This window comes from Pseudomonas sp. PDM17, assembly GCF_014851985.1.
Lineage (GTDB): Bacteria > Pseudomonadota > Gammaproteobacteria > Pseudomonadales > Pseudomonadaceae > Pseudomonas.
This window is the reverse complement of the sequence record NZ_JACVAT010000001.1, coordinates 450212-472022: the sequence shown is the minus strand read 5'-3', so window position 1 is coordinate 472022 and position 21811 is coordinate 450212. Positions and strand designations below refer to the sequence as shown.

At 65.8% G+C, this 21811-nt stretch carries 19 protein-coding genes; 7 read left to right on the top strand and 12 right to left on the bottom strand.

Annotated features, from left to right (window positions below):
- Positions 1 to 20: 20 nt before the first annotated feature.
- Complete coding sequence (locus IB256_RS02190) at positions 21 to 1316, top strand: HlyC/CorC family transporter (RefSeq protein ID WP_081515916.1); 1296 nt, start codon at positions 21 to 23, stop codon at positions 1314 to 1316.
- A 284-nt stretch (positions 1317 to 1600) separates the two neighbouring features.
- The gene (locus IB256_RS02185) at positions 1601 to 2914 is read left to right on the top strand and encodes an MFS transporter (RefSeq protein ID WP_192291511.1); all 1314 of its coding nucleotides are present in this window, start codon (positions 1601 to 1603) and stop codon (positions 2912 to 2914) included.
- Positions 2915 to 2947: 33 nt separating this feature from the next.
- On the opposite strand, the gene IB256_RS02180 is transcribed toward IB256_RS02185, so the two are convergent.
- From IB256_RS02180 to IB256_RS02160, 5 genes are read right to left on the bottom strand one after another with little or no spacing between them, the layout of a single operon-like run.
- Positions 2948 to 3685, bottom strand: a complete 738-nt coding sequence (locus IB256_RS02180; protein WP_192291513.1) for an SGNH/GDSL hydrolase family protein — start codon at positions 3683 to 3685, stop codon at positions 2948 to 2950.
- On the bottom strand, positions 3682 to 4863 hold the full coding sequence (gene purT / locus IB256_RS02175; RefSeq protein ID WP_192291515.1) for a formate-dependent phosphoribosylglycinamide formyltransferase: 1182 nt from the start codon (positions 4861 to 4863) through the stop codon (positions 3682 to 3684). Before purT ends, IB256_RS02180 begins: the two co-directional genes overlap by 4 nt.
- 58 nt (positions 4864 to 4921) lie before the next feature.
- Complete coding sequence (locus IB256_RS02170) at positions 4922 to 5110, bottom strand: DUF1289 domain-containing protein (RefSeq protein ID WP_192291516.1); 189 nt, start codon at positions 5108 to 5110, stop codon at positions 4922 to 4924.
- Positions 5103 to 5630 carry a gamma carbonic anhydrase family protein gene (locus IB256_RS02165; protein WP_192291518.1) on the bottom strand — a complete coding sequence of 176 codons (528 nt, stop codon included), beginning with the start codon at positions 5628 to 5630 and terminating at the stop codon, positions 5103 to 5105. Before IB256_RS02165 ends, IB256_RS02170 begins: the two co-directional genes overlap by 8 nt.
- 41 nt (positions 5631 to 5671) lie before the next feature.
- Entirely contained in the window at positions 5672 to 6268 is a 597-nt protein-coding gene (locus tag IB256_RS02160) for a CoA pyrophosphatase (RefSeq protein WP_017522246.1), read from the bottom strand.
- A 135-nt stretch (positions 6269 to 6403) separates the two neighbouring features.
- Between IB256_RS02160 and IB256_RS02155 the strand changes: the two genes are divergently transcribed.
- On the top strand, positions 6404 to 6955 hold the full coding sequence (locus IB256_RS02155; RefSeq protein WP_192291520.1) for an NUDIX hydrolase: 552 nt from the start codon (positions 6404 to 6406) through the stop codon (positions 6953 to 6955).
- 53 nt (positions 6956 to 7008) lie between these two features.
- Positions 7009 to 7509, top strand: coding sequence for a L,D-transpeptidase family protein (locus IB256_RS02150; protein WP_081515923.1), 501 nt, complete (start codon positions 7009 to 7011; stop codon positions 7507 to 7509).
- Between the two features lie 49 nt (positions 7510 to 7558).
- Here the strand turns inward: IB256_RS02150 and IB256_RS02145 are convergent, their stop codons facing one another.
- The 3 genes from IB256_RS02145 to purL form a co-directional block, all read right to left on the bottom strand.
- A complete protein-coding gene (locus tag IB256_RS02145; RefSeq protein WP_045210478.1) occupies positions 7559 to 7876 on the bottom strand; it encodes a YqfO family protein in 318 nt (105 codons plus the stop codon).
- Between the two features lie 183 nt (positions 7877 to 8059).
- Positions 8060 to 8320 carry a CDGSH iron-sulfur domain-containing protein gene (locus IB256_RS02140; protein ID WP_192291522.1) on the bottom strand — a complete coding sequence of 87 codons (261 nt, stop codon included), beginning with the start codon at positions 8318 to 8320 and terminating at the stop codon, positions 8060 to 8062.
- An 80-nt stretch (positions 8321 to 8400) separates the two neighbouring features.
- A complete protein-coding gene (gene purL, locus IB256_RS02135) occupies positions 8401 to 12297 on the bottom strand; it encodes a phosphoribosylformylglycinamidine synthase (RefSeq protein WP_192401131.1) in 3897 nt (1298 codons plus the stop codon).
- Between the two features lie 290 nt (positions 12298 to 12587).
- On the opposite strand from purL, the gene mltF reads away from it, so the two are divergent.
- Positions 12588 to 14066 (top strand): membrane-bound lytic murein transglycosylase MltF, encoded by a 1479-nt coding sequence (gene mltF, locus IB256_RS02130; RefSeq protein WP_138215416.1) that lies wholly within the window; start codon positions 12588 to 12590, stop codon positions 14064 to 14066.
- An 85-nt stretch (positions 14067 to 14151) separates the two neighbouring features.
- Here the strand turns inward: mltF and tadA are convergent, their stop codons facing one another.
- From tadA to guaB, 4 genes are all read right to left on the bottom strand, one after another.
- Entirely contained in the window at positions 14152 to 14670 is a 519-nt protein-coding gene (gene tadA, locus IB256_RS02125) for a tRNA adenosine(34) deaminase TadA (protein WP_225601580.1), read from the bottom strand.
- Positions 14658 to 16061, bottom strand: a complete 1404-nt coding sequence (locus IB256_RS02120; protein WP_192401129.1) for a multicopper oxidase family protein — start codon at positions 16059 to 16061, stop codon at positions 14658 to 14660. Before IB256_RS02120 ends, tadA begins: the two co-directional genes overlap by 13 nt.
- Before the next feature lie 258 nt (positions 16062 to 16319).
- On the bottom strand, positions 16320 to 17897 hold the full coding sequence (guaA, locus tag IB256_RS02115; RefSeq protein ID WP_192291529.1) for a glutamine-hydrolyzing GMP synthase: 1578 nt from the start codon (positions 17895 to 17897) through the stop codon (positions 16320 to 16322).
- A gap of 82 nt (positions 17898 to 17979) precedes the next feature.
- Positions 17980 to 19449 carry an IMP dehydrogenase gene (guaB, locus tag IB256_RS02110; protein WP_081515933.1) on the bottom strand — a complete coding sequence of 490 codons (1470 nt, stop codon included), beginning with the start codon at positions 19447 to 19449 and terminating at the stop codon, positions 17980 to 17982.
- 148 nt (positions 19450 to 19597) lie between these two features.
- Here guaB and xseA point away from each other — a divergent pair, with 148 nt between their 5' ends.
- Together xseA and IB256_RS02100 are read left to right on the top strand one after the other, a co-directional pair.
- Positions 19598 to 20977 (top strand): exodeoxyribonuclease VII large subunit, encoded by a 1380-nt coding sequence (xseA, locus tag IB256_RS02105; protein WP_192291531.1) that lies wholly within the window; start codon positions 19598 to 19600, stop codon positions 20975 to 20977.
- 6 nt (positions 20978 to 20983) lie between these two features.
- A complete protein-coding gene (locus tag IB256_RS02100) occupies positions 20984 to 21739 on the top strand; it encodes a M15 family metallopeptidase (RefSeq protein ID WP_192401127.1) in 756 nt (251 codons plus the stop codon).
- Positions 21740 to 21811 lie beyond the last annotated feature (72 nt).

The following is a 21811-nucleotide window of genomic DNA, read 5'->3' as shown; positions in this document are numbered from 1 at the left end:
CCGCTGAAGGACCTGCGCGCATGGAAGAGATCCACCCCGGCTACCTGATCGGCCTGCTGGTCTTCCTGATCCTCTGCTCGGCGTTCTTCTCCAGCGTCGAGACCGGCATGCTCAGCCTCGACCGCTACCGCCTGCGCCACCTGTCCAAGAAGGGCAACCGCGGCGCACGGCGCACCAGCTGGCTGCTGCTGCGCACCGACCGGCTGCTGGGCACCATCCTGATCGGCAACAACTTCGTCAACATCATCGCTTCGTCCCTGGCGACCCTGCTGGCCCTGCGCCTGTGGGGCGAGGCCGGCGTGGCCATCGCCACCGTGGCACTGACGCTGATCCTGCTGATCTTCGGCGAAATCACCCCCAAGACCTACGCCGCCCTGCGCCCCGAGCGCGTCGCCTTCCCTGCCAGCCTGCCGCTGATCTGGATGCAGAAGCTGTTCAGCCCGCTGCTCTGGCTGATGACCGGCATCAGCAACCTTCTGCTGCGCCTGGGCGGCCTCGACCCGACCCAGCGTGGCAACAAGCCGCTGAGCAATGACGAGCTGCGCAGCGTGGTCACCGACTCCAGCGAGAAGCTCACCAACAACCGCCAGGACATGCTGCTGAGCATCCTCGACCTGGAAAAGATCACGGTGAACGACCTGATGGTGCCGCGCAACGAAGTTCAGGGCATCGACCTGGACGATGAGCTGGAAACCATCATCGGCCAGCTGCGCAACACCACTCACACCCGCCTGCCGGTGTTCCGCAACGACATCAACCAGGTCGAGGGCGTGGTGCACATGCGCCAGATCGCCCGGCTGCTGACCCATAACCAGTTGACCAAGGAAAGCCTCAAGGCCGCGTGCCTGGAGCCCTACTTCGTGCCCGAGAGCACGCCGCTGTCGACCCAGCTGATCAACTTCCAGAAGCAGAAGCGGCGCATCGGCATCGTCGTCGACGAGTACGGCGAGGTGATCGGCATCATCACCCTGGAAGACATCCTCGAAGAAATCGTCGGCGAGTTCAGCAACCAGAACACCCTGCGCAACCCGGACATCCATCCCCAGGCCGACGGCACCTACGTCATCGACGGCTCGGCCAACTTGCGCGACGTCAACCGAGCCCTGGGCTGGCAACTGCCCAGCGACGGCCCCAAGACCCTCAACGGCCTGGTCACCGAAGCGCTGGAACAGATTCCCGACTGCGCGGTATGCCTGAAGATCGGCCGCTACCGCCTGGAAATCCTCCAGTCCGGCGAAAACCGGGTGAAAAGTGTGCGCGCCTGGCTGCCCGGCGCGCCGCCCAGGGAAGCGCCCTACACCGACGAGCTTGCCTGAGCCGCCCCGCCCGCCCCTATAATCCGGACGGCTTACCCAGCCTCCCGCCTGTGCCCGTCGTTACCCGCGACGCCGCGCCGGCCAGTCAATCGCACGCCCCGCCGAGCCTCGACCCGCGTCGTTGCCTTGCGAAGCAGCCGGACTCGCCCTGACCCGCCGCGAGCCGCGCCCACCCTGCCCCGATCCCGGGCCGCGCTCGCACTCGCGCCATGGCGATGCCTCCTATGACGCTGGACACGATCAGAGAGTCGTCGCCAGCCGTGACTGTCAGGGATATTCCCCGTATGACCAGCGCCACCCTCGAAGCCGCACAGCCGGCCGAACAGACCAACTCCACCACCCGCGTCGCGGTGGCCAGCTTCATCGGCACCGCCATCGAGTTCTACGACTTCTACGTCTACGCTACCGCCGCCGCGCTGGTGATCGGCCCGGTGTTCTTCCCGCAGACCTCCGGTACCGCCCAGGCGCTCAGCGCCTTCATCACCTTCGGCATCGCCTTCCTTGCCCGCCCGCTGGGCTCGGCGCTGTTCGGCCATTTCGGCGACCGCATCGGGCGCAAATCGACCCTGGTGGCCTCGTTGCTGCTGATGGGCATCTCCACCACCCTGATCGGCCTGCTGCCGGGCTACGACAGCATTGGCGCCTGGGCGCCGATCCTGCTCTGCGTGCTTCGCTTCGGCCAGGGCCTCGGGCTGGGTGGTGAATGGGGCGGTGCTGCGCTGCTGGCCACGGAGAACGCGCCCAAGGGCCGTCGCGCCTGGTTCGGCATGTTCCCACAGATGGGCCCGTCGATTGGCTTCCTCGCCGCCAACGGCCTGTTCCTCTGCCTGGCCATGTTCCTCAGCGAAGAGCAGTTCCGCGCCTGGGGCTGGCGCATCCCGTTCGTGCTCAGTGCCGTGCTGGTCTTGGTCGGCCTGTACGTGCGCCTGAAGCTGGTAGAAACGCCAGTGTTCGCCAAGGCCATGGAACGCCACGAGCGCTCCAGCCTGCCGATCGCCGAACTGCTGAGCAAACACTGGCGACCGACCCTGCTGGGCGCCCTGGCGATGGTGGTGTGCTACGCACTCTTCTATATCTCCACGGTGTTCTCGCTGAGCTACGGCGTCAGCACCCTGGGCTACAGCCGCGAGGACTTCCTCGGCCTGCTGTGCATTGCCGTGCTCTTCATGGCCGCCGCCACACCGGTCTCGGCCTGGCTGAGCGACCGCTTCGGGCGCAAGCCGGTACTGATCGTCGGCACCCTCGCCGCCATCGCCTCGGGCTTCGCCATGGAGCCGCTGCTGAGCCAGGGCTCCTCGGTGGAAGTGGCGGTATTCCTGTCGCTGGAACTGTTCCTCATGGGCGTGACCTTCGCCCCCATGGGCGCACTCCTACCGGAACTCTTCCCCACCCACGTGCGCTACACCGGCGCTTCGGCGGCCTACAACCTGGGCGGCATCCTCGGTGCCTCGGTAGCGCCGTACATCGCGCAGAAACTGGTGGGCATGGGTGGATTGAGCTGGGTGGGCGGTTACGTGTCGGTCGCGGCCGCACTCAGCCTGCTGGCCGTGCTGTGCCTGCGCGAGACCCGCGAGGCAGATCTGAACGACATTCGCTGAGGCCCGATCTCTTCTGTAGGAGCGAGCTTGCTCCTACAGGTCAGGGCTGGGCTGGGCAACCAGCCACTGCGCCAGATGCTCGCCCCAGACCTGATAGCCCAGCGCCGACGGGTGATAGCCATCGATGGCGAGGAACTGCGGCTGCATCTCCAGGCTCACCCCGCAATAGCCCGCCCCCTGCGCCAGCGCCAGGGCACTGAGCTGGCGATCCAGCAGCATCGCGCGCCAACCCAGCAATTGTCGCAATAACCAGGGCAAGGCCGTGAAGTGCTGCAACGGAGGCACCGCCGTGCACACCACCCGTGCGCCACGGCCACGGAAGTGCTCGATCAACTGCCCGAGGGAGCCCAGCCAACGCTGGCTGGAGCTGAAGTGCGTGGTGTCGTTGACGCCGAAGACCAGCGCCACAAGGTCGTAGGCCTCTCCGGCCAGCGGCAGCAGGCGTTCGCAGGCCTCACCGACGGTGATGCCGTTCTCCCCCACCGCATGCCAGGCGACGGGGCGCTGGAGACGATCTGAAAGTGCCAAAGCCAGCCGGCCGGCCAAGGCGAAATCCAGGCAGGAAGCGCCGACACCGGCGACGGTGGACTCGCCCAACAACAACAGACGAAAGGGGTCGCCGGCAAATTCCGTCCCTGCGATGCCTTCGCAGGCGCCGGCGGCGGGTGCCAGGCGCAAGGCCGTGCGCCGGGTGCGCACGGCCAAGGGCAGGGCCAGCGGCAGCAGCGGCAACGCCGCTGCCCACCACATCAGCCCCGCCCAGCGGCTCACAGCTCGACTTTGACCGCCTGGGCCGAACGGGTGGCCTTGGCGCGAGCGGCGTCGATCGACTCGTCGCGCGCCAGGGCGACACCCATGCGTCGCTGGCCGTCCACTTCCGGCTTGCCGAACAGGCGCAGCGCGGTGTCCGGTTCGCTCAGCGCGGCGCCGAGATTGCCGAAGGACACCTGCTGCGACTTGCCTTCTACCAGGATCACCGCCGAGGCGGAGTCACCCAGCTGGCGGATCACCGGGATCGGCAGGCCGAGGATGGCGCGGGCGTGCAGGGCGAACTCGGAGAGGTCCTGGGAAATCAGGGTGACCAGGCCGGTGTCGTGAGGGCGCGGGGAGACTTCGCTGAACCACACTTCATCGCCCTTCACGAACAGCTCCACGCCGAACAGGCCGCGACCGCCGAGGGCTTCGGTGACCGCCCTGGCCACGCGCTCGGACTCGGCCAGCGCCTTCGGGCTCATCGCCTGGGGCTGCCAGGACTCGTGGTAGTCGCCCTTCACCTGACGGTGGCCGATGGGCGCGCAGAAGGTGGTGCCGCCGATGTGGCGCACGGTCAGCAGGGTGATTTCATAGTCGAAGTCGATGAAGCCTTCGACTATGACGCGGCCCTTGCCGGCGCGGCCACCTTCCTGGGCGTAATCCCAGGCGGTCTTCAGGTCGGCGTCGGACTTGAGCACGCTCTGACCCTTGCCCGAGGAGCTCATGATCGGCTTCACCACGCACGGATAGCCCACGGCGGCGACACCAGCGGCGTAGTCCTCGTAGGTGTCGGCGAAGTGGTACGGCGAGGTCGGCAGGCCCAGCTCTTCAGCGGCCAGGCGCCGGATGCCCTCACGGTTCATGGTCAGCTGGGCAGCACGGGCGGTGGGGATGACGGTGTAGCCTTCGCTCTCCAGCTCGACCAGGGTCGCGGTGGCGATGGCTTCGATCTCCGGCACAATGTAGTGCGGTTTCTCCTGCTCGATCACCGCGCGCAGGGCGACACCGTCGAGCATGCTGATCACGTGGCTGCGATGCGCGACCTGCATGGCCGGCGCATTCTCGTAGCGGTCGACGGCAATCACTTCGCAGCCCAGGCGCTGCAGCTCGATCGCCACTTCCTTGCCCAGCTCGCCGGAGCCACAGAGCAGTACGCGGGTCGCGCTCGGCGACAGGGGAGTTCCAATACGGGGCATTGCGGGAAACCTCAGGAAGGGAAAGTTCGAAACGGGGTAGCTCTCAGGCGTGCAGGCGCTAGACCAGCACCCCCTGCTCGCGGGCGCGCTGGTCGCAACGCAGGAGCACCTCACGGCGCTCGGCATTGTCCATCAGGCCCCAGCGGGTGATTTCGGCGGCGCTGCGCTGGCAGCCCAGACAGATATCGGCATCGTCCAGCGCGCAGACGTGCACACAGGGCGAAGCGACGGGACGTTCTTCAGTCATCTTCCTGCTCGGCCAGATCGCGGGCGTAGCGCTGGGCGTTGTGGACATAATGGGCGGCGCTGGCTTCGAGCATCTTCTTCTGCGGCTCGGTCAGCTCTCGCACCACCTTGCCGGGGGAACCCATGACCAGGGAGCCGTCGGGGATTTCCTTGCCCTCAGGGATCAGCGCGTTGGCGCCGATGATGCAGTACTTGCCGATCTTCGCGCCGTTGAGGATCACCGCGTTGATGCCGATGAGGCTGTAATCGCCCACCGTACAGCCGTGCAGCATGGCGTTGTGGCCGATGGTCACGCCCTTGCCCAGGGTCAGCGGGAAGCCCATGTCGGTGTGCATGACGGTGCCGTCCTGCACGTTGCTGTGCTCGCCGATATGGATCAGCTCGTTGTCGCCGCGCAGCACGGCGTTGAACCACACGCTGGCGCCGGCGTCGAGGCGCACCTTGCCGACTACCGTGGCATTGGGGGCGATCCAGCTTTCCGGATGGGTTTCGACTCGGGACGAGCCCAGGCGGTACTTCATGGGTTTCTCCTCAGGCGGGGGCCGCTCTTTGTTATCGGGTCTCAGCTCAACTTGATGAACTTCGACGGCGGCTGGTGCAGGTCGATGCGAGCGTCGTACAGCAGGTTCAGCAACTCGACCAGCATGATCGCGGACAGGCCCCAGATCTTGTAGCCCTCGAACAGATAGCTCGGGACGTACCAGCTGCGGCCGAAGTAATCGATGCGGTGGGTGGTTTCCCGCGGGTCGCCGCGGAAGAACTCCAGCGGCACCTTGAACACGGCGTCGATCTCGCCGTCGTTGGGGCGGTACTCCACGAAATCGGGGACGAAGCCGACGAATGGCTTGACCAGGATACCGTGCCGCGACACCAGGGTGCTCAACGGTCCGACGACCTCCACCAGTCCCGGTGGCAGGGCGATCTCCTCCTGAGCCTCGCGCAGGGCGGTGTGGATCAGGTCCACGTCCTCCGGGTCACGGCGCCCACCGGGGAAGGCGACTTCGCCGCTATGGGTTGAAAGCCCGGTCGCGCGCAGGGTGAGCACGAGCTCTTCCTGGGGAGTGATGGGTAGCAGGACCGCTGCTTCCGGGAAGCTGTGGTCCGTTTCAAGGTCGCTTGGCGTGTGCGTCTGTATGCGTTGGCGCAGCTGGTCCAGCATGCCGAACATCCTGCGGGGGCCGATTCTTCTAATTGAAGGATCATGGCACGAAAGACGCCCCTGCCCAACCCCCGCCCCTTGCTGGGCGCACCGCGCAGCGCGCAAGATTGTTCCATTCAATAACAAGGAAGCGGCATGAAATTCTGCAGCCAGTGCGGCGCCAGCGTGAGCCTGCGCATCCCCAGCGGCGACAACCGCCCGCGCTTCGTCTGCGACCAGTGCCAGACCGTGCATTACCAGAACCCACGCATCGTCGCCGGCTGCCTGCCGGTCTGGGAGGGGAAAATTCTCCTCTGCCGCCGCGCCATCCAGCCGCGCCAGGGCTTCTGGACACTGCCGGCGGGCTTCATGGAGAACGGCGAGACCCTGGAACAGGCCGCCGCCCGCGAGACCCTCGAAGAGGCCAATGCCCGCGTCCACGACCTGCAGCTTTATACGGTCTTTGATCTACCGCATATCAGCCAGGTTTATATCTTCTTCCGCGCGGAACTGGCTGACCTGGACTTCTTCGCTGGCGAGGAAAGCCTGGAGGTACAACTCTTCGAAGAATCCGACATTCCGTGGGACGAGCTGGCTTTCCCCACCGTGGGCCGTACCTTAGAATATTTCCTGACGGATCGGATCGTTCAGAGCTTCCCGATACGCAATGAAGGGATTCTCCCAATGCTTGCACAGAAAAAGAACTAATAAGCTCATATACCGCCTCTAAGGCTTTAGGAACTACCGGGGAACACCACTCGATGCGCTGGTTGATTGCCGTACTTTGTCTGACCTTCGCAGCGTTCTCGCATGCCAACGCGATGCCCACGCTCGACGGTCGTATCGACAAGATTCTCGTGCTCAAGTCCGAGCGCAAACTGAACCTCATCAGCAACGGCAAGGTTCTCAAGAGCTATCGCGTGTCCCTGGGCAAGCGCCCACAGGGCCCGAAGCTGGCCGAAGGCGACAACCGCACGCCGGAAGGCTTCTACTGGGTCGACTGGCGCAAGACCAGCGACAAGTACAACCTCTCCATGCACATCTCCTACCCCAACGCCCGCGACGTGGCCAAGGCACGGGAAAAGAGCCTGTCGCCCGGCGGCATGATCATGATCCATGGCACGCCGATGGATGACGACTACCCGGAGTGGTACTTCTCGACCCTGGACTGGACCAATGGCTGCATCGCCATGACCAACGCCGACATGCGCGAGGTCTGGAGCCTGGTCAAGGACGGCACGCTGATCGAGATCCGCCCGTAAGCGGTTCGGAAAGAAAAAAGGCGCCCGAGGGCGCCTTTTTCATACCTGCTCAGAAGACCATGTCCGACAGCCGCCAGACCTCGAAAGCCGGCGTCTCGTACGGGTGGGCCTGCTTGAGGGCCTTGACCGAGTCATGGATCAACTCATCGGCCACCACCATCTCCACCTTCCATTCGGCGACCTGCTCGACGCTGCCGGCCTGGCCGATATAGGGGTTGCTGCCCTGCAAGGGGCGAAACTGTCCCTGTCCGAGCGCCTGCCAGCAACAGCTGTCATAGGCACCGATGCGTCCTGCACCGGCGGCGAACACCGCTTTCTTGACCGGTTCCAGATGGCTTTCCGGAACGTAGAAACACAGTTTGTACATCGGAGGCTCCGATCGAAACAGGGACACAGCCGTGACAAAGAGCGCCACGGGTGACAAATCCTGCCACAAATAGTGGCACTTTGCCTCTTATGACTTGCAGGTCATCGTGGAAGTTCGACCGTCCGGTTCCGGGCTTGTTCGCCTGGGAACGACTTTGTACGAAATCTGTGACGGACTTCGAGCTCACCGACCGGTGAAGCGCCGCCAGCGCTCTTTCAGACCTGGCGCCGCAGGAGCGTGGGAGCCGTCGCAGAACGGCAACTTCGCCGACAGCCCGCAACAGCACAGCAGCAGATGTCGCTCCCGCCCGACCGTCAGTTGCAGCGAGTCGGTACAACTCGCCGCGGCATCCGGCAGGCTGGCGCACTGCCCGCAACGGCACAGGCGCAGGACCTGTCCCGGCGTGACTGCGCGAACCTCAGGAAGCCTCTCGTCGTCAGCCAACGCGCCCCTCCTCAATGGCCGGACAAAGAAAAAGGGGAAAGCCGAAGCTTTCCCCTTTCCCGTGTCGCATCAGACCGGACTCAGCCGACCCAGACGCGGGCGTTGCGGAACATACGCATCCAGCCGCCGTCCTCTTCCCACTCGTCCGGACGCCAGGAGTTCTGCACCGCGCGGAACACACGCTCCGGGTGCGGCATCATGATGGTGACGCGGCCGTCGCGGCTGGTCAGGCCGGTGATGCCACGCGGCGAGCCGTTCGGGTTGGCCGGGTAGCTCTCGGTGACCTTGCCCAGGTTGTCGACGAAACGCAGGGCCACGGTGCCGGACAGATCGGACTCCAGCAGCGCTTCCTCGCTCTCGAACTCCGCATGGCCTTCGCCGTGGGCGATGGCGATCGGCAGTCGCGAACCGGCCATGCCCTGCAGGAAGATCGACTGCGACTCCTGCACCTGGACCATCGCCACGCGCGCTTCGAACTGCTCGGAGCGGTTGCGCACGAAGTGCGGCCAGAACTCGGTGCCGGGGATCAGCTCGTGCAGGTTGGACATCATCTGGCAACCGTTGCACACACCGAGGGCGAAGCTGTCCTTGCGCTCGAAGAAGGCCTGGAAGCCATCGCGGGCACGGGCGTTGAACAGGATCGACTTGGCCCAGCCTTCGCCGGCGCCCAGTACGTCGCCGTAGGAGAAGCCGCCGCAGGCCACCAGGCCCTTGAACTGCTCCAGGCTGACGCGACCGGAGAGGATGTCGCTCATGTGCACGTCGACGGCGGCGAAGCCGGCGCGGTCGAAGGCCGCGGCCATTTCCACCTGACCGTTGACGCCCTGCTCGCGCAGGATGGCGATCTGCGGACGCACGCCTTTCTTGATGTAGGGCGCAGCGATGTTGTCGTTGACGTCGAAGCTCAGTTTCACCGACAGGCCGGGATTGTCTTCTTCCAGCAGGCCGTCGAATTCCTGGTCGGCGCAGTCGGCGTTGTCACGCATGCGCTGGATGCGGTAGCTGGTTTCGCTCCAGATGCGCTGCAGGTTGCGGCGCTGGGCATTGAAGACGCGCTCGCCATTGAAGGACAGCTCGATGTCGGCGCCACTGGCCGGCTGGCCGATGACCGCGACGCAGTCTTCCAGGCCGGCGGCGCTGAACTGTGCCAGCACTTCCGGGGTGGCGGCGGAGCGCACCTGAATCACCGCACCCAGCTCTTCGTTGAACAGGGCGGCGGTCAGCTCGTCACGGCTGTCAGCCAGCGCGTCGAGGTTCAGGTCCAGGCCGCAATGACCGGCGAAGGCCATTTCCACCACGGTGGCCATCAGGCCGCCGTCGGAACGGTCGTGGTAGGCCAGCAGGTGGCCGTCGGCGTTCAGGCCCTGGATCACGGCGAAGAAGGCTTTCAGGTCTTCGGCGTCATCGACGTCCGGAGCGGCGCGGCCGATCTGGCCGTTGACCTGGGCGAGGATCGAGCCGCCCATGCGGTTCTTGCCGCGGCCGAGGTCGATGACGATCAGGTCGCTCTCGCCCTTGTCCAGGCGCAGCTGCGGGGTCAGGGTCTTGCGCACGTCGTTGACCGGAGCGAAGCCGGAGATGATCAGCGACATCGGCGAGGTGACGCTCTTCTCGGCGTCGCCATCCTGCCAGCGGGTCTTCATGGACATGGAGTCCTTGCCCACCGGGATGGTGATGCCCAGCGCCGGGCACAGCTCCATGCCGACAGCCTTGACGGTGTCGTACAGGCGCGCGTCCTCGCCCGGGTGGCCGGCAGCGGCCATCCAGTTGGCGGAGAGCTTGATCTCGGAAATCTTGTCGATGCTCGCGGCGGCGAGGTTGGTGATGGTCTCGCCGATCGCCATGCGGCCGGAAGCCGGCGCGTCGATCACGGCCAGCGGAGTACGCTCGCCCATGGCCATGGCTTCACCGGTGTAGACGTCGAAGCTGGTGGCGGTGACGGCGCAATCGGCCACCGGGACCTGCCACGGGCCGACCAGCTGGTCGCGGGCAACCAGGCCGGTGATGGTGCGGTCGCCGATGGTGATCAGGAAGTTCTTGCTGGCCACAGCCGGGTGGCGCAGCACGCGCTCGGTGGACTCGGTGAGGTCCAGGCCGGCAGCGGCGAAGTCATCGCCCAGTTCGGCTTCGCGGGTGACCGAACGGTGCATGCGCGGCGGCTTGCCGAGCAGCACTTCGAGCGGCATGTCCACCGGCTTGTTGCCGAAGTGGCTGTCGGCGACGGTCAGCTGCAGCTCTTCGGTGGCTTCACCGACCACGGCGAACGGGCAGCGCTCGCGTTCGCAGATGGCCTTGAAGGTCTCGAAGTCGGCGGCGTCCACCGACATCACGTAGCGTTCCTGTGACTCGTTGCACCAGATTTCCAGCGGGCTCATGCCCGGCTCGTCGTTGGGCACGTTGCGCAGCTCGAAGCGGCCGCCACGGCCACCGTCGTTGATCAGTTCCGGCAGGGCGTTGGAGATGCCGCCCGCGCCCACGTCGTGGATGAACTTGATCGGGTTGTTCTCGCCCATCTGCCAGCAGCGGTCGATGACCTCCTGGCAGCGGCGTTCCATTTCCGGGTTCTCGCGCTGCACCGAGGCGAAGTCCAGGTCAGCGGCGGAAGCGCCGGTGGCCATGGAAGAAGCGGCGCCGCCGCCCAGGCCGATCAGCATGGCCGGGCCGCCGAGCACGATCAGCTTGGCGCCGACCGAGATCTCGCCTTTCTGCACGTGGTCTTCGCGGATGTTGCCCAGGCCGCCGGCGATCATGATCGGCTTGTGGTAACCGCGGACTTCCTCACCACGCGGGGTAGCGATGGCCTGCTCGAAGGTGCGGAAGTAGCCAGCCAGGTTCGGGCGGCCGAATTCGTTGTTGAACGCGGCGCCGCCGAGCGGGCCTTCGATCATGATGTCCAGCGGGGTGACGATGCGCTCGGGCTTGCCGTAGGGCACTTCCCAGGGCTGCTCGAAACCGGGGATGTTCAGGTTGGAGACGGTGAAGCCGACCAGGCCGGCCTTCGGCTTGGCGCCACGACCGGTCGCGCCTTCGTCGCGGATCTCGCCGCCGGAGCCGGTGGAGGCGCCGGGGAAGGGAGCGATGGCGGTCGGGTGGTTGTGGGTCTCCACCTTCATCAGGATGTGCACCGGCTCTTCGCTGGCGCCGTACTGGCGAGTCTCGGCGTTCGGGTAGAAGCGGCCGGCGACGTAGCCCTTCATGACCGCGGCATTGTCCTTGTAAGCGGACAGCACGCCTTCGCGGTGCATTTCATAGGTGTTCTTGATCATGCCGAACAGGCTCTTGTCCTGAGCCTGGCCGTCGATGTCCCAACTGGCGTTGAAGATCTTGTGACGGCAGTGTTCGGAGTTGGCCTGGGCGAACATCATCAGCTCGACGTCGTGTGGGTTGCGGCCCATCTCGACGAAGCTCTTCACCAGGTAGTCGATCTCGTCTTCGGCCAGGGCCAGGCCCAGCTCAAGGTTGGCCTTCTCCAGCGCCGCGCGACCGCCGGCGAGGATGTCGACCACGGTCAGCGGCTTGGGCTGGGCGTGGCTGAACAGGGCCGAAGCATCTTCGAGCTGGTTCAGGACCAGCTGGGTCATGCGGTCGTGCAGGCGGGCGGCGACGGCTTGCGCGTCGGCCTCGCTCAGCTCGCCGGTGACATAGTAGGCGATGCCGCGCTCGAGGCGCTCGATCTTCGCCAGGCCGCAGTTGCGGGCGATGTCAGAGGCCTTGCTCGACCAGGGCGAGATGGTGCCGAAGCGCGGGAGAACCAGGAACAGGCGGCCGGCGGGCTCCTGCACGGGAACGCTCGGACCGTATTTCAGCAGGCGCGCCAGGACTTGTTCTTCCTCGGCGTTGAGGGCTCCGGTGACCTCGGCGAAGTGCGCAAACTCGGCATACAGCCCGGTGACGGCGGGCACATGCTGGGTCAGCAGGTCGAGCAGTTTGCCGTGGCGGAAAGCGGAAAGGGCGGGAGCACCGCGCAGGATCAGCATTGTCGGAACAGCCTCTGGAGACGGGGAAGTGTGTGGGGCCGGACGCGCCGGCCCACAGAGGCCGTGCATTCTACCGTAAAGCGCAGCCCGGCGGCAGCTTTCAAGTACCTTCCTTGCCGCGGCTCCGGCGGAAATCGCCATTCATCTTCGAAGGCCTTCGAGCGGCCTAGGAAAAATCCCGGCCCTGCGGCCTTCAGCAGGAAAAATGCCGACGAACGGTGCCCCAGCTAGCAGAGAAGCTTCGAGCTGTCGAGATATGGCGCACAACGGCCTTTGCGTATACTGCCCTGATGCTTGCCCTGACTGTGTCCCGTGTGCGCTGCACCGCCTGGATCTTGGCGACCTGTATCTTTCTGCTGCTTTCCGGCTGTAGCGAGGCGAAAGCCCCGACGGCCCTTGAGCGCGTGCAGAAGGACGGCGTGCTGCGCGTGATCACCCGCAACAGTCCGGCCACCTACTTCCAGGACCGCAACGGCGATACCGGCTTCGAGTACGAGCTGGCCAAGCGCTTCGCCGACAGCCTGGGTGTGCAGCTGCAGATCGAAACCGCCGACAACATCGACGACCTCTATGACCGCATCGGCCGCGACGGCGGACCGAACCTGGCTGCCGCTGGCCTGACGCCGGGTGGCGAGCGCGATACCCAGGTGCGCTACTCGCACTCCTACCTCGACGTCACCCCACAGGTCGTCTACCGCAACGGCGCGCAGCGCCCTACCCGCCCCGACGACCTGGTGGGCAAGCGCATCGTCGTGTTGAAAGGCAGCAGCCATGCCTCGCAGCTGGCCGAACTGAAGAAGCAGTACCCCAAGCTGGAATACCGCGAATCCGACGCCGACGAGATGGTCGACCTGCTGCGCATGGTGGACGTCGGCGAGATCGACCTGACGCTGGTGGATTCCAACGAACTGGCGATGAACCAGGTGTACTTCCCCAACGTGCGCGTCGCCTTCGACCTCGGCGATGCCAAGGGCCTGGCCTGGGCGCTGCCCGCCGGCGATGACAACAGCCTGATCGAGAAGGTCAACGCCTTCCTCGACAAGGCCAAGCAGGACGGCCTGCTGCAACGTCTGAAGGACCGTTACTACGGCCACGTGGACGTCCTGGGTTACGTCGGTGCCTACACCTTCGCCCAGCACCTGCAGCAGCGTCTGCCCAAGTACGAACCACACTTCCGCCAGAGCGGCACCAAGCTCGAGGCCGACTGGCGCCTGCTGGCCGCCATCGGCTACCAGGAATCCATGTGGCAGCCCGACGCGACCTCCAAGACCGGCGTGCGCGGCCTGATGATGCTGACCAACCGCACCGCCCAGGCCATGGGCGTGGCCAACCGCCTCGACCCGAAGCAGAGCATCCAGGGCGGTAGCAAGTACTACGTGCAGATCAAGGACGAGCTGCCCGACAGCATCAAGGACCCGGACCGCATGTGGTTCGCCCTGGCGGCCTACAACATCGGCGGCGCCCACCTGGACGACGCGCGCAAGATGGCCGAGCAGGAAGGCCTGAACCCGAACAAGTGGCTCGACGTAAAGAAGATGCTGCCGCGCCTGGCGCAGAAGCAGTACTACCGCAAGACGCGCTACGGCTATGCGCGAGGCGGCGAGACCGTGCACTTCGTGCAGAACGTGCGCCGTTACTACGACATTCTCACCTGGGTGACCCAGCCGCAGATGGAAGGCGGCCAGCTCGCCGAAAGCGGCCTGCACCTGCCGGGCGTGAACAAGACCAAGCCCAACGACGATGACGACGGGCGGGATCAGAAGCTCTGAGGTCCACCGTCCGCGATAGGCAGGGCGCGGCCTAGTTCGCCAGCAAGGACCGGGCGCCCACTCCCCTCTGCAACGGCAGAAGAACTCAGCCCTTGCGCCGCGCTTTGAAGAAGGCCGACAACATCGCGCTGCACTCCTCCCCCAGTACCCCTCCTTCCACCAGCACCCGGTGGTTGAGGAAGTCCTGTTCGAAGAAGTTGCCTCGGCTGACCACCACGCCGGACTTTGGCTCGGTGGCGCCGAACACCACGCGCTGAATGCGCGAGTGCACCAGCAGGCCGGCGCACATGCTGCAGGGTTCGAGGGTCACGTAGAGGGTACTGCCGGGCAGGCGGTAGTTTTGCGCGGCGGCGGCGGCTTCGCGGATGGCGACCATCTCGGCGTGGGCGCTGGGATCATGGGAGGTGATCGGCTGGTTGAAGCCACGCCCGATGACCTGCCCATCCAGCACCAGCACGGCGCCCACCGGCACTTCGCCCAGGGCCGCGCCCTGCTCGGCCAGCACCATGGCCTCGCGCATGAAGGGGATGTCCCGGCTACGGTCGATGACCGGCGCCAGCCCCTTCACCGTCGGGTGCCCCTTGCTGTTGGTCAGCCGCACCATGCCTCGCCCACCGCGATGGTTCCCATCAGCCCGGTCTCCATGTGATCGATCACGTGGCAGTGGAACATCCACAGGCCGGGGTTATCCGCCACCAGCGCCACGCGTGCCGTCTCATTCTTGCCCAGCAGGTAGGTATCGGTGAAATACGGGATGATCTCCCGACGATCGGAATCCAGCACCTTGAAGGCCATGCCGTGCAGGTGGATCGGGTGCTGGTACTGGGTCATGTTGCGCAGCACGAAGATATAGCTGTTGCCTTCCTTGAGCTTCGCCAGCGGCGGCGAGTTGTGCTTGTGCTCCTCGCCACCCTGCCAGGCCACGCCGTTGATCTGCCACAGCGAAGGCGCCGACTGGCCCTTGGAGTAGTCGGACATGGCACCGACCCACTCGAACTTGAAGTTGATGGTCTCCGCGTTCTTCAGGTCCGGTTCGGCCACCGGGTTGCGCGGCAGCGGTGCCGGCCACCTGGCGGTCGGCGCCTTGGGATTCGCGACACCACGGATGGTCGCCAGGCGCACCGGGCCGTTGCGCAGCGACAGTTCGGCGCCTTCCGCCGGACCACGGATACCCAGTTCCAGGCGCATGCCCGGACCGATCCAGTACTGGTCGTTGGGGCCCTTGCCGAAGTCGCGCGGCTCCACCGGATGGCCGTCGATGGCGTAGATCTTCGCCTCGGCGTCCGGCAGGTTGAGACGGTAGGTCACGGTGTTGTCGACGTTCAGGATACGCACCCGGACGATCTCACCGGCCGGCAGTTCGATCACCGGCGTGCGCTCGCCATTGATGGTCGACAGGCGTCCACGAGTGCCCTCGCGCGCGGCCTCACGGGGAACGCTGAAGGCGGTGAAATTGCCCTCTTCGTCCACGTGCCAGGTCTTCAGATTGAGAATCTTCTCGCTGGTGAACTCGCTCGGCTCGCGCTCGTCGATGATCAGCGGCCCGACCAGGCCACGGCCCAGTTGCTCACTGCTCATCAGGTGGGGGTGGTACCAGTAGCTGCCGGCGTCCGGCGTCTTGAACTGATAGACGAAGCTCTCGCCCGGCTGCACCGGCGGCTGCGAGATGTAGGGCACGCCGTCCATCTCGATGGGCAGGCGGATGCCGTGCCAGTGGATGGTGGTCGGCTCGTCCAGCTTGTTGGTGAAGCGCACCCGCAGCCAGTCGCCTTGGCGCGCGCGGATTTCCACACCGGGAGCCTGGCCGCCATAGCCCAGGCCGGGGGTCTTGTGGCCGGGCACCAGCTCCAGGTCCAGCGGGGCGGCGATCAGTTCGTAATCGTGCTCGGCGGCGACTTCCGGGCGCGCCAGCCAGATGCGCGCGCCACCGGCGCCCAGGCCGAGCACGGCCAGGCCGGCGATGCCGCCGAGTACTTGTCTACGGGTAAACGACATGGGTCCAGACTCCTAGAACAAGGGACTTGCGACCCCATCGGTTTTCACGGAGGTTGGCGCGTTTCGCGCCTGGCGCCTGGCTCTTGCGGCCGGCTGCACGGCTCTGCCCTGTGTGACACAGAAGCAGAAAGCAACTGTGCATGAAGAGGCAAATGCCTCTCATGCGCCAGGTCAAGGGCAGGTATTCCCACCCTTGCCTGTCGAAGACGGCGGCGAGATTGCCGCCTTCTCCGTTAAGGAAACGTTAAACGTCTCCGATCATTCCCACTCGATGGTGGCTGGCGGCTTGCTCGACACGTCGTAGGTGACGCGGGAGATGCCTTCGATCTCGTTGATGATGCGGTTCGAGACCTTCTCCAGCAGCTCGTACGGCAGGTGCGCCCAGCGAGCGGTCATGAAGTCGATGGTTTCTACCGCGCGCAGGGCCACGACCCAGGCGTAGCGACGGCCATCACCAACCACGCCGACGGATTTCACCGGCTGGAACACCACGAAGGCCTGGCTGGTCTTGTGGTACCAGTCAAAGTTGCGCAGCTCTTCGATGAAGATGTGGTCCGCGCGACGCAGCAGGTCGGCGTATTCCTTCTTCACTTCGCCGAGGATGCGCACGCCCAGACCCGGGCCCGGGAACGGGTGGCGATAGACCATGTCGTAGGGCAGGCCCAGCTCCAGGCCGATCTTGCGGACTTCGTCCTTGAACAGCTCGCGCAGCGGCTCGACCAGTTCGAACTGCATGTCTTCGGGCAGGCCGCCGACGTTGTGGTGCGACTTGATCACGTGGGCCTTGCCGGTCTTGGCGCCGGCCGACTCGATCACGTCGGGGTAGATGGTGCCCTGGGCGAGGAACTTCACGTCCTGCAGCTTGGTGGCTTCCTGATCGAAGACTTCGATGAAGCTGCCGCCGATGATCTTGCGCTTCTGCTCAGGATCGCTGACGCCGGTCAGGCGGCCGAGGAACAGCTCTTCGGCGTTGGCGCGGATCACCTTGACGCCCATGTTCTCGGCGAACATGGCCATCACCTGGTCACCTTCGTGCAGGCGCAGCAGGCCGTTGTCGACGAAGACGCAGGTCAGCTGGTCGCCGATGGCCTTGTGCAGCAGGGCCGCGACCACCGAGGAGTCGACACCGCCGGACAGGCCGAGCAGCACCTTGGAGTTGCCGACCTGGGCGCGAACGGTGGCGATGGCGTCGTTGACGATGTTGGACGGGGTCCACAGGGCTTCGCAGCCGCAGATGTCCAGCACGAAGCGGGATAGGATGCGACCGCCCTGCTTGGTGTGGGTCACTTCCGGGTGGAACTGCACGCCATAGTAGCCGCGGGCATCGTCGGCCATGGCGGCGATCGGGCAGCTCGGGGTGCTGGCGAGGATGTGGAAGCCGGCCGGGATTTCGGTGACCTTGTCGCCGTGGCTCATCCACACGTCGAGGCCGAATACGCCGTCTTCGCTGACGCAATCTTCGATGCCGTCCAGCAGGCGGGCCTTGGCGACCACGTCGACGCGGGCGTAGCCGAACTCGCGCAGGTCAGAGCCCAGTACCTTGCCGCCCATCTGCTCGGCCATGGTCTGCATGCCGTAGCAGATGCCGAACAGCGGCACCTTCAGGTCGAACACGGCCTGCGGCGCGCGCGGGCTGTTGGCTTCGTGCACCGATTCCGGGCCGCCGGCCAGGATGACACCGCGAGGGGCGAAGGCGCGAACGTCGTCGTCGCTCATGTCGAACGGATGGATTTCGCAGTACACGCCGATCTCGCGGACGCGGCGGGCGATCAGCTGGGTGTACTGGGAGCCGAAGTCGAGGATCAGGATCCGGTGAGCGTGAATGTCTTGGGCCATGGCCATCTCTCGTAGCGAAATTCTTAAACGACACGGGGCTGTATCAACCAGCCCCGTGTCCGACTCATTTACCGAAGAACCCTCAACCTACGCGGTAGTTCGGGGCTTCCTTGGTGATCTGCACATCGTGAACGTGGGACTCGGCCATGCCGGCGCCGGTGATGCGGACGAACTGCGGCTTGGTGCGCATGTCCTGGATATCGGCGCTGCCGGTGTAGCCCATGGCGGCGCGCAGGCCACCCATCAGCTGGTGGACGATGGCGGTCAGTTGGCCCTTATAGGGCACGCGGCCTTCGATGCCTTCGGGTACCAGCTTCTCGGCGCCAGCGGAGGCGTCCTGGAAGTAGCGGTCGGAGGAACCGGTGGAGCCAGCCATGGCGCCCAGCGAGCCCATGCCACGGTAGGACTTGTAGGAACGACCCTGGAACAGTTCGATCTCGCCCGGCGCTTCTTCGGTACCGGCGAACATCGACCCCATCATCACGCAGTAGGCGCCAGCCACCATGGCCTTGGCCAGGTCGCCGGAGAAGCGGATGCCGCCGTCGGCGATCAGCGGAACGCCGGTGCCTTCCAGGGCAGCGGCGACGTTGGCGATGGCGGAGATCTGCGGTACACCGACGCCAGCGACGATACGGGTGGTGCAGATGGAGCCCGGGCCGATACCGACTTTCACGGCGTCGGCGCCGGCGTCAGCCAGTGCCTTGGCGGCCTCGCCGGTAGCGATGTTGCCGCCGATGACCTGTACCTGCGGGAAGGTTTCCTTCACCCAGCGCACGCGGTCGATCACGCCTTTGGAGTGGCCGTGGGCGGTGTCGACGACAACGACGTCAACGCCGGCGGCAACCAGGGCGGAAACCCGCTCGCCGGTGTCGGCACCGGTGCCGACAGCCGCGCCGACGCGCAGACGACCTTCGTCGTCCTTGGAAGCCAGCGGGTAGGTCTTGGCCTTCTCGATGTCACGGAAGGTCACCAGACCGGTCAGGCGGAACTTCTCGTCGACCACCAGCATCTTCTCGATGCGGTTCTCGTAGAGAGCAGCCTTGATCTCTTCCAGGGCAGTGCCTTCACGGGCGGTGACCAGTTTTTCCTTCGGGGTCATGATCGCGGAAACGCTGTCGCCGACGTTCGGCTTCACGCGCAGGTCGCGACCGGTGACGATACCGACCAGCTCACCCTCTTCCACCACCGGGAAGCCGGAGAAGCCGTACTCGCGGGCGATCTGCAGCAGCTCGATGATCTTGGTCGACGGGGTCACGGTGACCGGATCACGAACGATGGCGGTCTCGTGCTTCTTGACCTTGCGGACCTCGGCGGCCTGCTGCTCGATGCTCATGTTCTTGTGGATGATGCCGATGCCGCCTTCCTGTGCCATGGCGATGGCCAGGCGGGCTTCGGTCACGGTATCCATCGCGGCGGACACCAGCGGGATGTTCAGTTCGATGCCACGGGTCAGGCGAGTTTTGAGACTCACGTCCTTGGGCAGGACTTCCGAATAACCTGGAATCAGGAGGACGTCGTCGAAAGTGAGGGCTTCTTGGCTGATGCGCAGCATGGCGGGGGCTCCCGATCGGGAAAAATGGAAGCGCGGCATTATATCTCAGTCAGGGGGTCGGGCTCAACGCAACCGGACGATCTGAATGAAGCCTTTATGAACCTCGCGCGCTGGCCCCTGTCCGCAGGCCCGCTTATCATCCTTCGCCATGCAGAAAGATCCCTTCCAACGGCTGGGCCTCGACCGCGAGGTTCTGACCGTCAGCCAGCTCAACCAGCGCGCCCGCCACCTGCTGGAGGACGTGTTCCCGCAGGTCTGGGTCGAGGGCGAAATCTCCAACCTCGCCCGCCCGGCGTCCGGCCATATGTATTTCACCCTCAAGGACAGCAACGCCCAGGTGCGCTGCGCGCTGTTCCGGCAGAACGCCCTGCGCGTGCGCCAGGCCCTGCGCGACGGTCTCGCGGTGCGGGTGCGCGGCAAGGTTTCGCTGTTCGAGGGGCGTGGCGACTACCAGCTGATCGCCGATACCGTCGAGCCGGCCGGTGATGGTGCGCTGCGCCTGGCCTTCGAGGCGCTGAAGGAAAAGCTCGCCACCGAGGGCCTGTTCGCCGCCGAGCGCAAGCAGGAACTGCCCGCGCACCCACGGCGCATCGGCATCGTCAGCTCGCCCACCGGCGCGGTGATCCGCGACATCATCAGCGTATTCCGCCGCCGCGCGCCGCAGATCGAGCTGACCCTGATCCCGACCGCCGTGCAGGGCCGCGAGGCCATCGGGCAGATCGTCCGCGCACTCAAGCTGGCCGACGCGCAGGGCTTCGACGCGCTGATCCTGGCCCGTGGCGGCGGCTCGCTGGAAGACCTCTGGTGTTTCAACGAGGAACCGGTGGCCCGCGCCATCGCCGCCTGCGTGACGCCCATCGTCAGCGCCGTGGGCCATGAGACCGACGTGTCCATCAGCGATTTCGTCGCCGACGTGCGCGCGCCCACGCCCTCCGCCGCCGCGGAGCTGCTGGCGCCCCACAGCGGCGACCTGCAACAGCGCCTGGACAGCCTGCGCCGCCGGCTGATCCTGCGCATCCAGGACCGTCTGACTCGCGAGCGCCTGCGCCTGGAAGGCACCGCCCGGCGCCTGCGCCACCCCGGCGAACGCCTGCGCCAGCAATCCCAGCGCCTGGATGACCTGGACATGCGCCTGCGCCGCGCCTTCGAGCGCCAGTTGCAGATTCGCCACGAGCGCGTCGTACGGCTGGACACCCGTCTCGCCGCGCAGCACCCCGGCCGCAACCTGGCCCTGCTGCGCCAGCGCCTGGACAACCTCAGCGCCCGCCTGCCGCGCGCCACCAACGCCATCCTGCGCGAACAGCGCCAGCGCCTCGACAGCCTGATGCAGACGCTGCACATCGTCAGCCCGCTGGCGACACTCGGCCGTGGCTACAGCATCCTGCTGGACGACAAGGGCCAGGCCATCCGCAGCGCCGCGCAGACGAAGAACGGCCAGCGCCTCAAGGCCAAGCTGGGCGACGGCGAACTGGAAGTGCGGGTGGAGGACAACCACCAGGCGCCCGTGACCCTTTCCCTGCTGGACTGACGGCCGATGACCGACCTGCTCGCGCCGATCCTGCCGCAGCCCGATCCTGACTGGGCCGAGGCCTTCCGCGTGCCCATCGTCGAATGCGAACAGCCGCTGCAGGCGCTGGGCATCGCCACCGGCTTCGCGGTGTGGCCGGCCTACCACCGCCTCGGCGTGCCGAACGCGCAGCCGGAATGCTATGCGCGTACCGAAGTCTTCGAGCGCCTGCTGCACGCCGCGAGCCTGCTGCCCGATGGCATCCGCCTGGTGATCCTCGATGCCTGGCGGCCCTTCGCGGTGCAGCAGCACCTGTACGACACGCTCTACGAGATCCTCCGCCAGCACGAGCCGGACGCCGATCCGCGCGAGCTGACCCGGCGCACCCGTGAATTCGTCGCGCCCCCCAGCACTCGCGCCGAGTCGCCCAGTCCGCACCTCACCGGCGGCGCCATCGACCTGACCCTGTGCGACAGCGAAGGTCGCTGGCTGGACATGGGCAGCCTGTTCGACGAGGCGACGCCGCGCTCCTACACCCGCCATTACGAAGAGATCGCCCAGCCCGACGGAGCCCAGCGCCATGTCCGCGACAACCGCCGGATGCTGTTCAACGCCATGCTGGCGGCGGGTTTCAGCAACCTCTCCAGCGAGTGGTGGCACTACGACTACGGCGACCAGCTGTGGGCCGCGCACTTGGGCAAGCCGCACGCCATCTACGGCCCGGCGCAGGTGCAGTCGCTGGAGCAGCTGTGGCGCCAGCAGCTGGAAGGGCTGCGCCGCTAGCAACTGCTTTTGTAGGATGGCGTGGAGCGCAGCGATACTCATCAATGGCGCAGCTGGATTATCGATGGGTAT

What these genes read in the sequence shown, in the direction of transcription:
- IB256_RS02190 (WP_081515916.1), top strand. Translation starts at nt 21, where the DNA reads ATGGAAGAGATCCACCCCGGCTACCTGATCGGCCTGCTGGTCTTCCTG.
- IB256_RS02185 (WP_192291511.1), top strand. Translation starts at nt 1,601, where the DNA reads ATGACCAGCGCCACCCTCGAAGCCGCACAGCCGGCCGAACAGACCAAC.
- purT (WP_192291515.1), bottom strand. Translation starts at nt 4,863, where the DNA reads ATGCCCCGTATTGGAACTCCCCTGTCGCCGAGCGCGACCCGCGTACTG.
- IB256_RS02170 (WP_192291516.1), bottom strand. Translation starts at nt 5,110, where the DNA reads ATGACTGAAGAACGTCCCGTCGCTTCGCCCTGTGTGCACGTCTGCGCG.
- IB256_RS02165 (WP_192291518.1), bottom strand. Translation starts at nt 5,630, where the DNA reads ATGAAGTACCGCCTGGGCTCGTCCCGAGTCGAAACCCATCCGGAAAGC.
- IB256_RS02160 (WP_017522246.1), bottom strand. Translation starts at nt 6,268, where the DNA reads ATGCTGGACCAGCTGCGCCAACGCATACAGACGCACACGCCAAGCGAC.
- IB256_RS02155 (WP_192291520.1), top strand. Translation starts at nt 6,404, where the DNA reads ATGAAATTCTGCAGCCAGTGCGGCGCCAGCGTGAGCCTGCGCATCCCC.
- IB256_RS02150 (WP_081515923.1), top strand. Translation starts at nt 7,009, where the DNA reads ATGCGCTGGTTGATTGCCGTACTTTGTCTGACCTTCGCAGCGTTCTCG.
- IB256_RS02145 (WP_045210478.1), bottom strand. Translation starts at nt 7,876, where the DNA reads ATGTACAAACTGTGTTTCTACGTTCCGGAAAGCCATCTGGAACCGGTC.
- purL (WP_192401131.1), bottom strand. Translation starts at nt 12,297, where the DNA reads ATGCTGATCCTGCGCGGTGCTCCCGCCCTTTCCGCTTTCCGCCACGGC.
- mltF (WP_138215416.1), top strand. Translation starts at nt 12,588, where the DNA reads ATGCTTGCCCTGACTGTGTCCCGTGTGCGCTGCACCGCCTGGATCTTG.
- tadA (WP_225601580.1), bottom strand. Translation starts at nt 14,670, where the DNA reads ATGGTGCGGCTGACCAACAGCAAGGGGCACCCGACGGTGAAGGGGCTG.
- IB256_RS02120 (WP_192401129.1), bottom strand. Translation starts at nt 16,061, where the DNA reads ATGTCGTTTACCCGTAGACAAGTACTCGGCGGCATCGCCGGCCTGGCC.
- guaA (WP_192291529.1), bottom strand. Translation starts at nt 17,897, where the DNA reads ATGGCCCAAGACATTCACGCTCACCGGATCCTGATCCTCGACTTCGGC.
- guaB (WP_081515933.1), bottom strand. Translation starts at nt 19,449, where the DNA reads ATGCTGCGCATCAGCCAAGAAGCCCTCACTTTCGACGACGTCCTCCTG.
- xseA (WP_192291531.1), top strand. Translation starts at nt 19,598, where the DNA reads ATGCAGAAAGATCCCTTCCAACGGCTGGGCCTCGACCGCGAGGTTCTG.
- IB256_RS02100 (WP_192401127.1), top strand. Translation starts at nt 20,984, where the DNA reads ATGACCGACCTGCTCGCGCCGATCCTGCCGCAGCCCGATCCTGACTGG.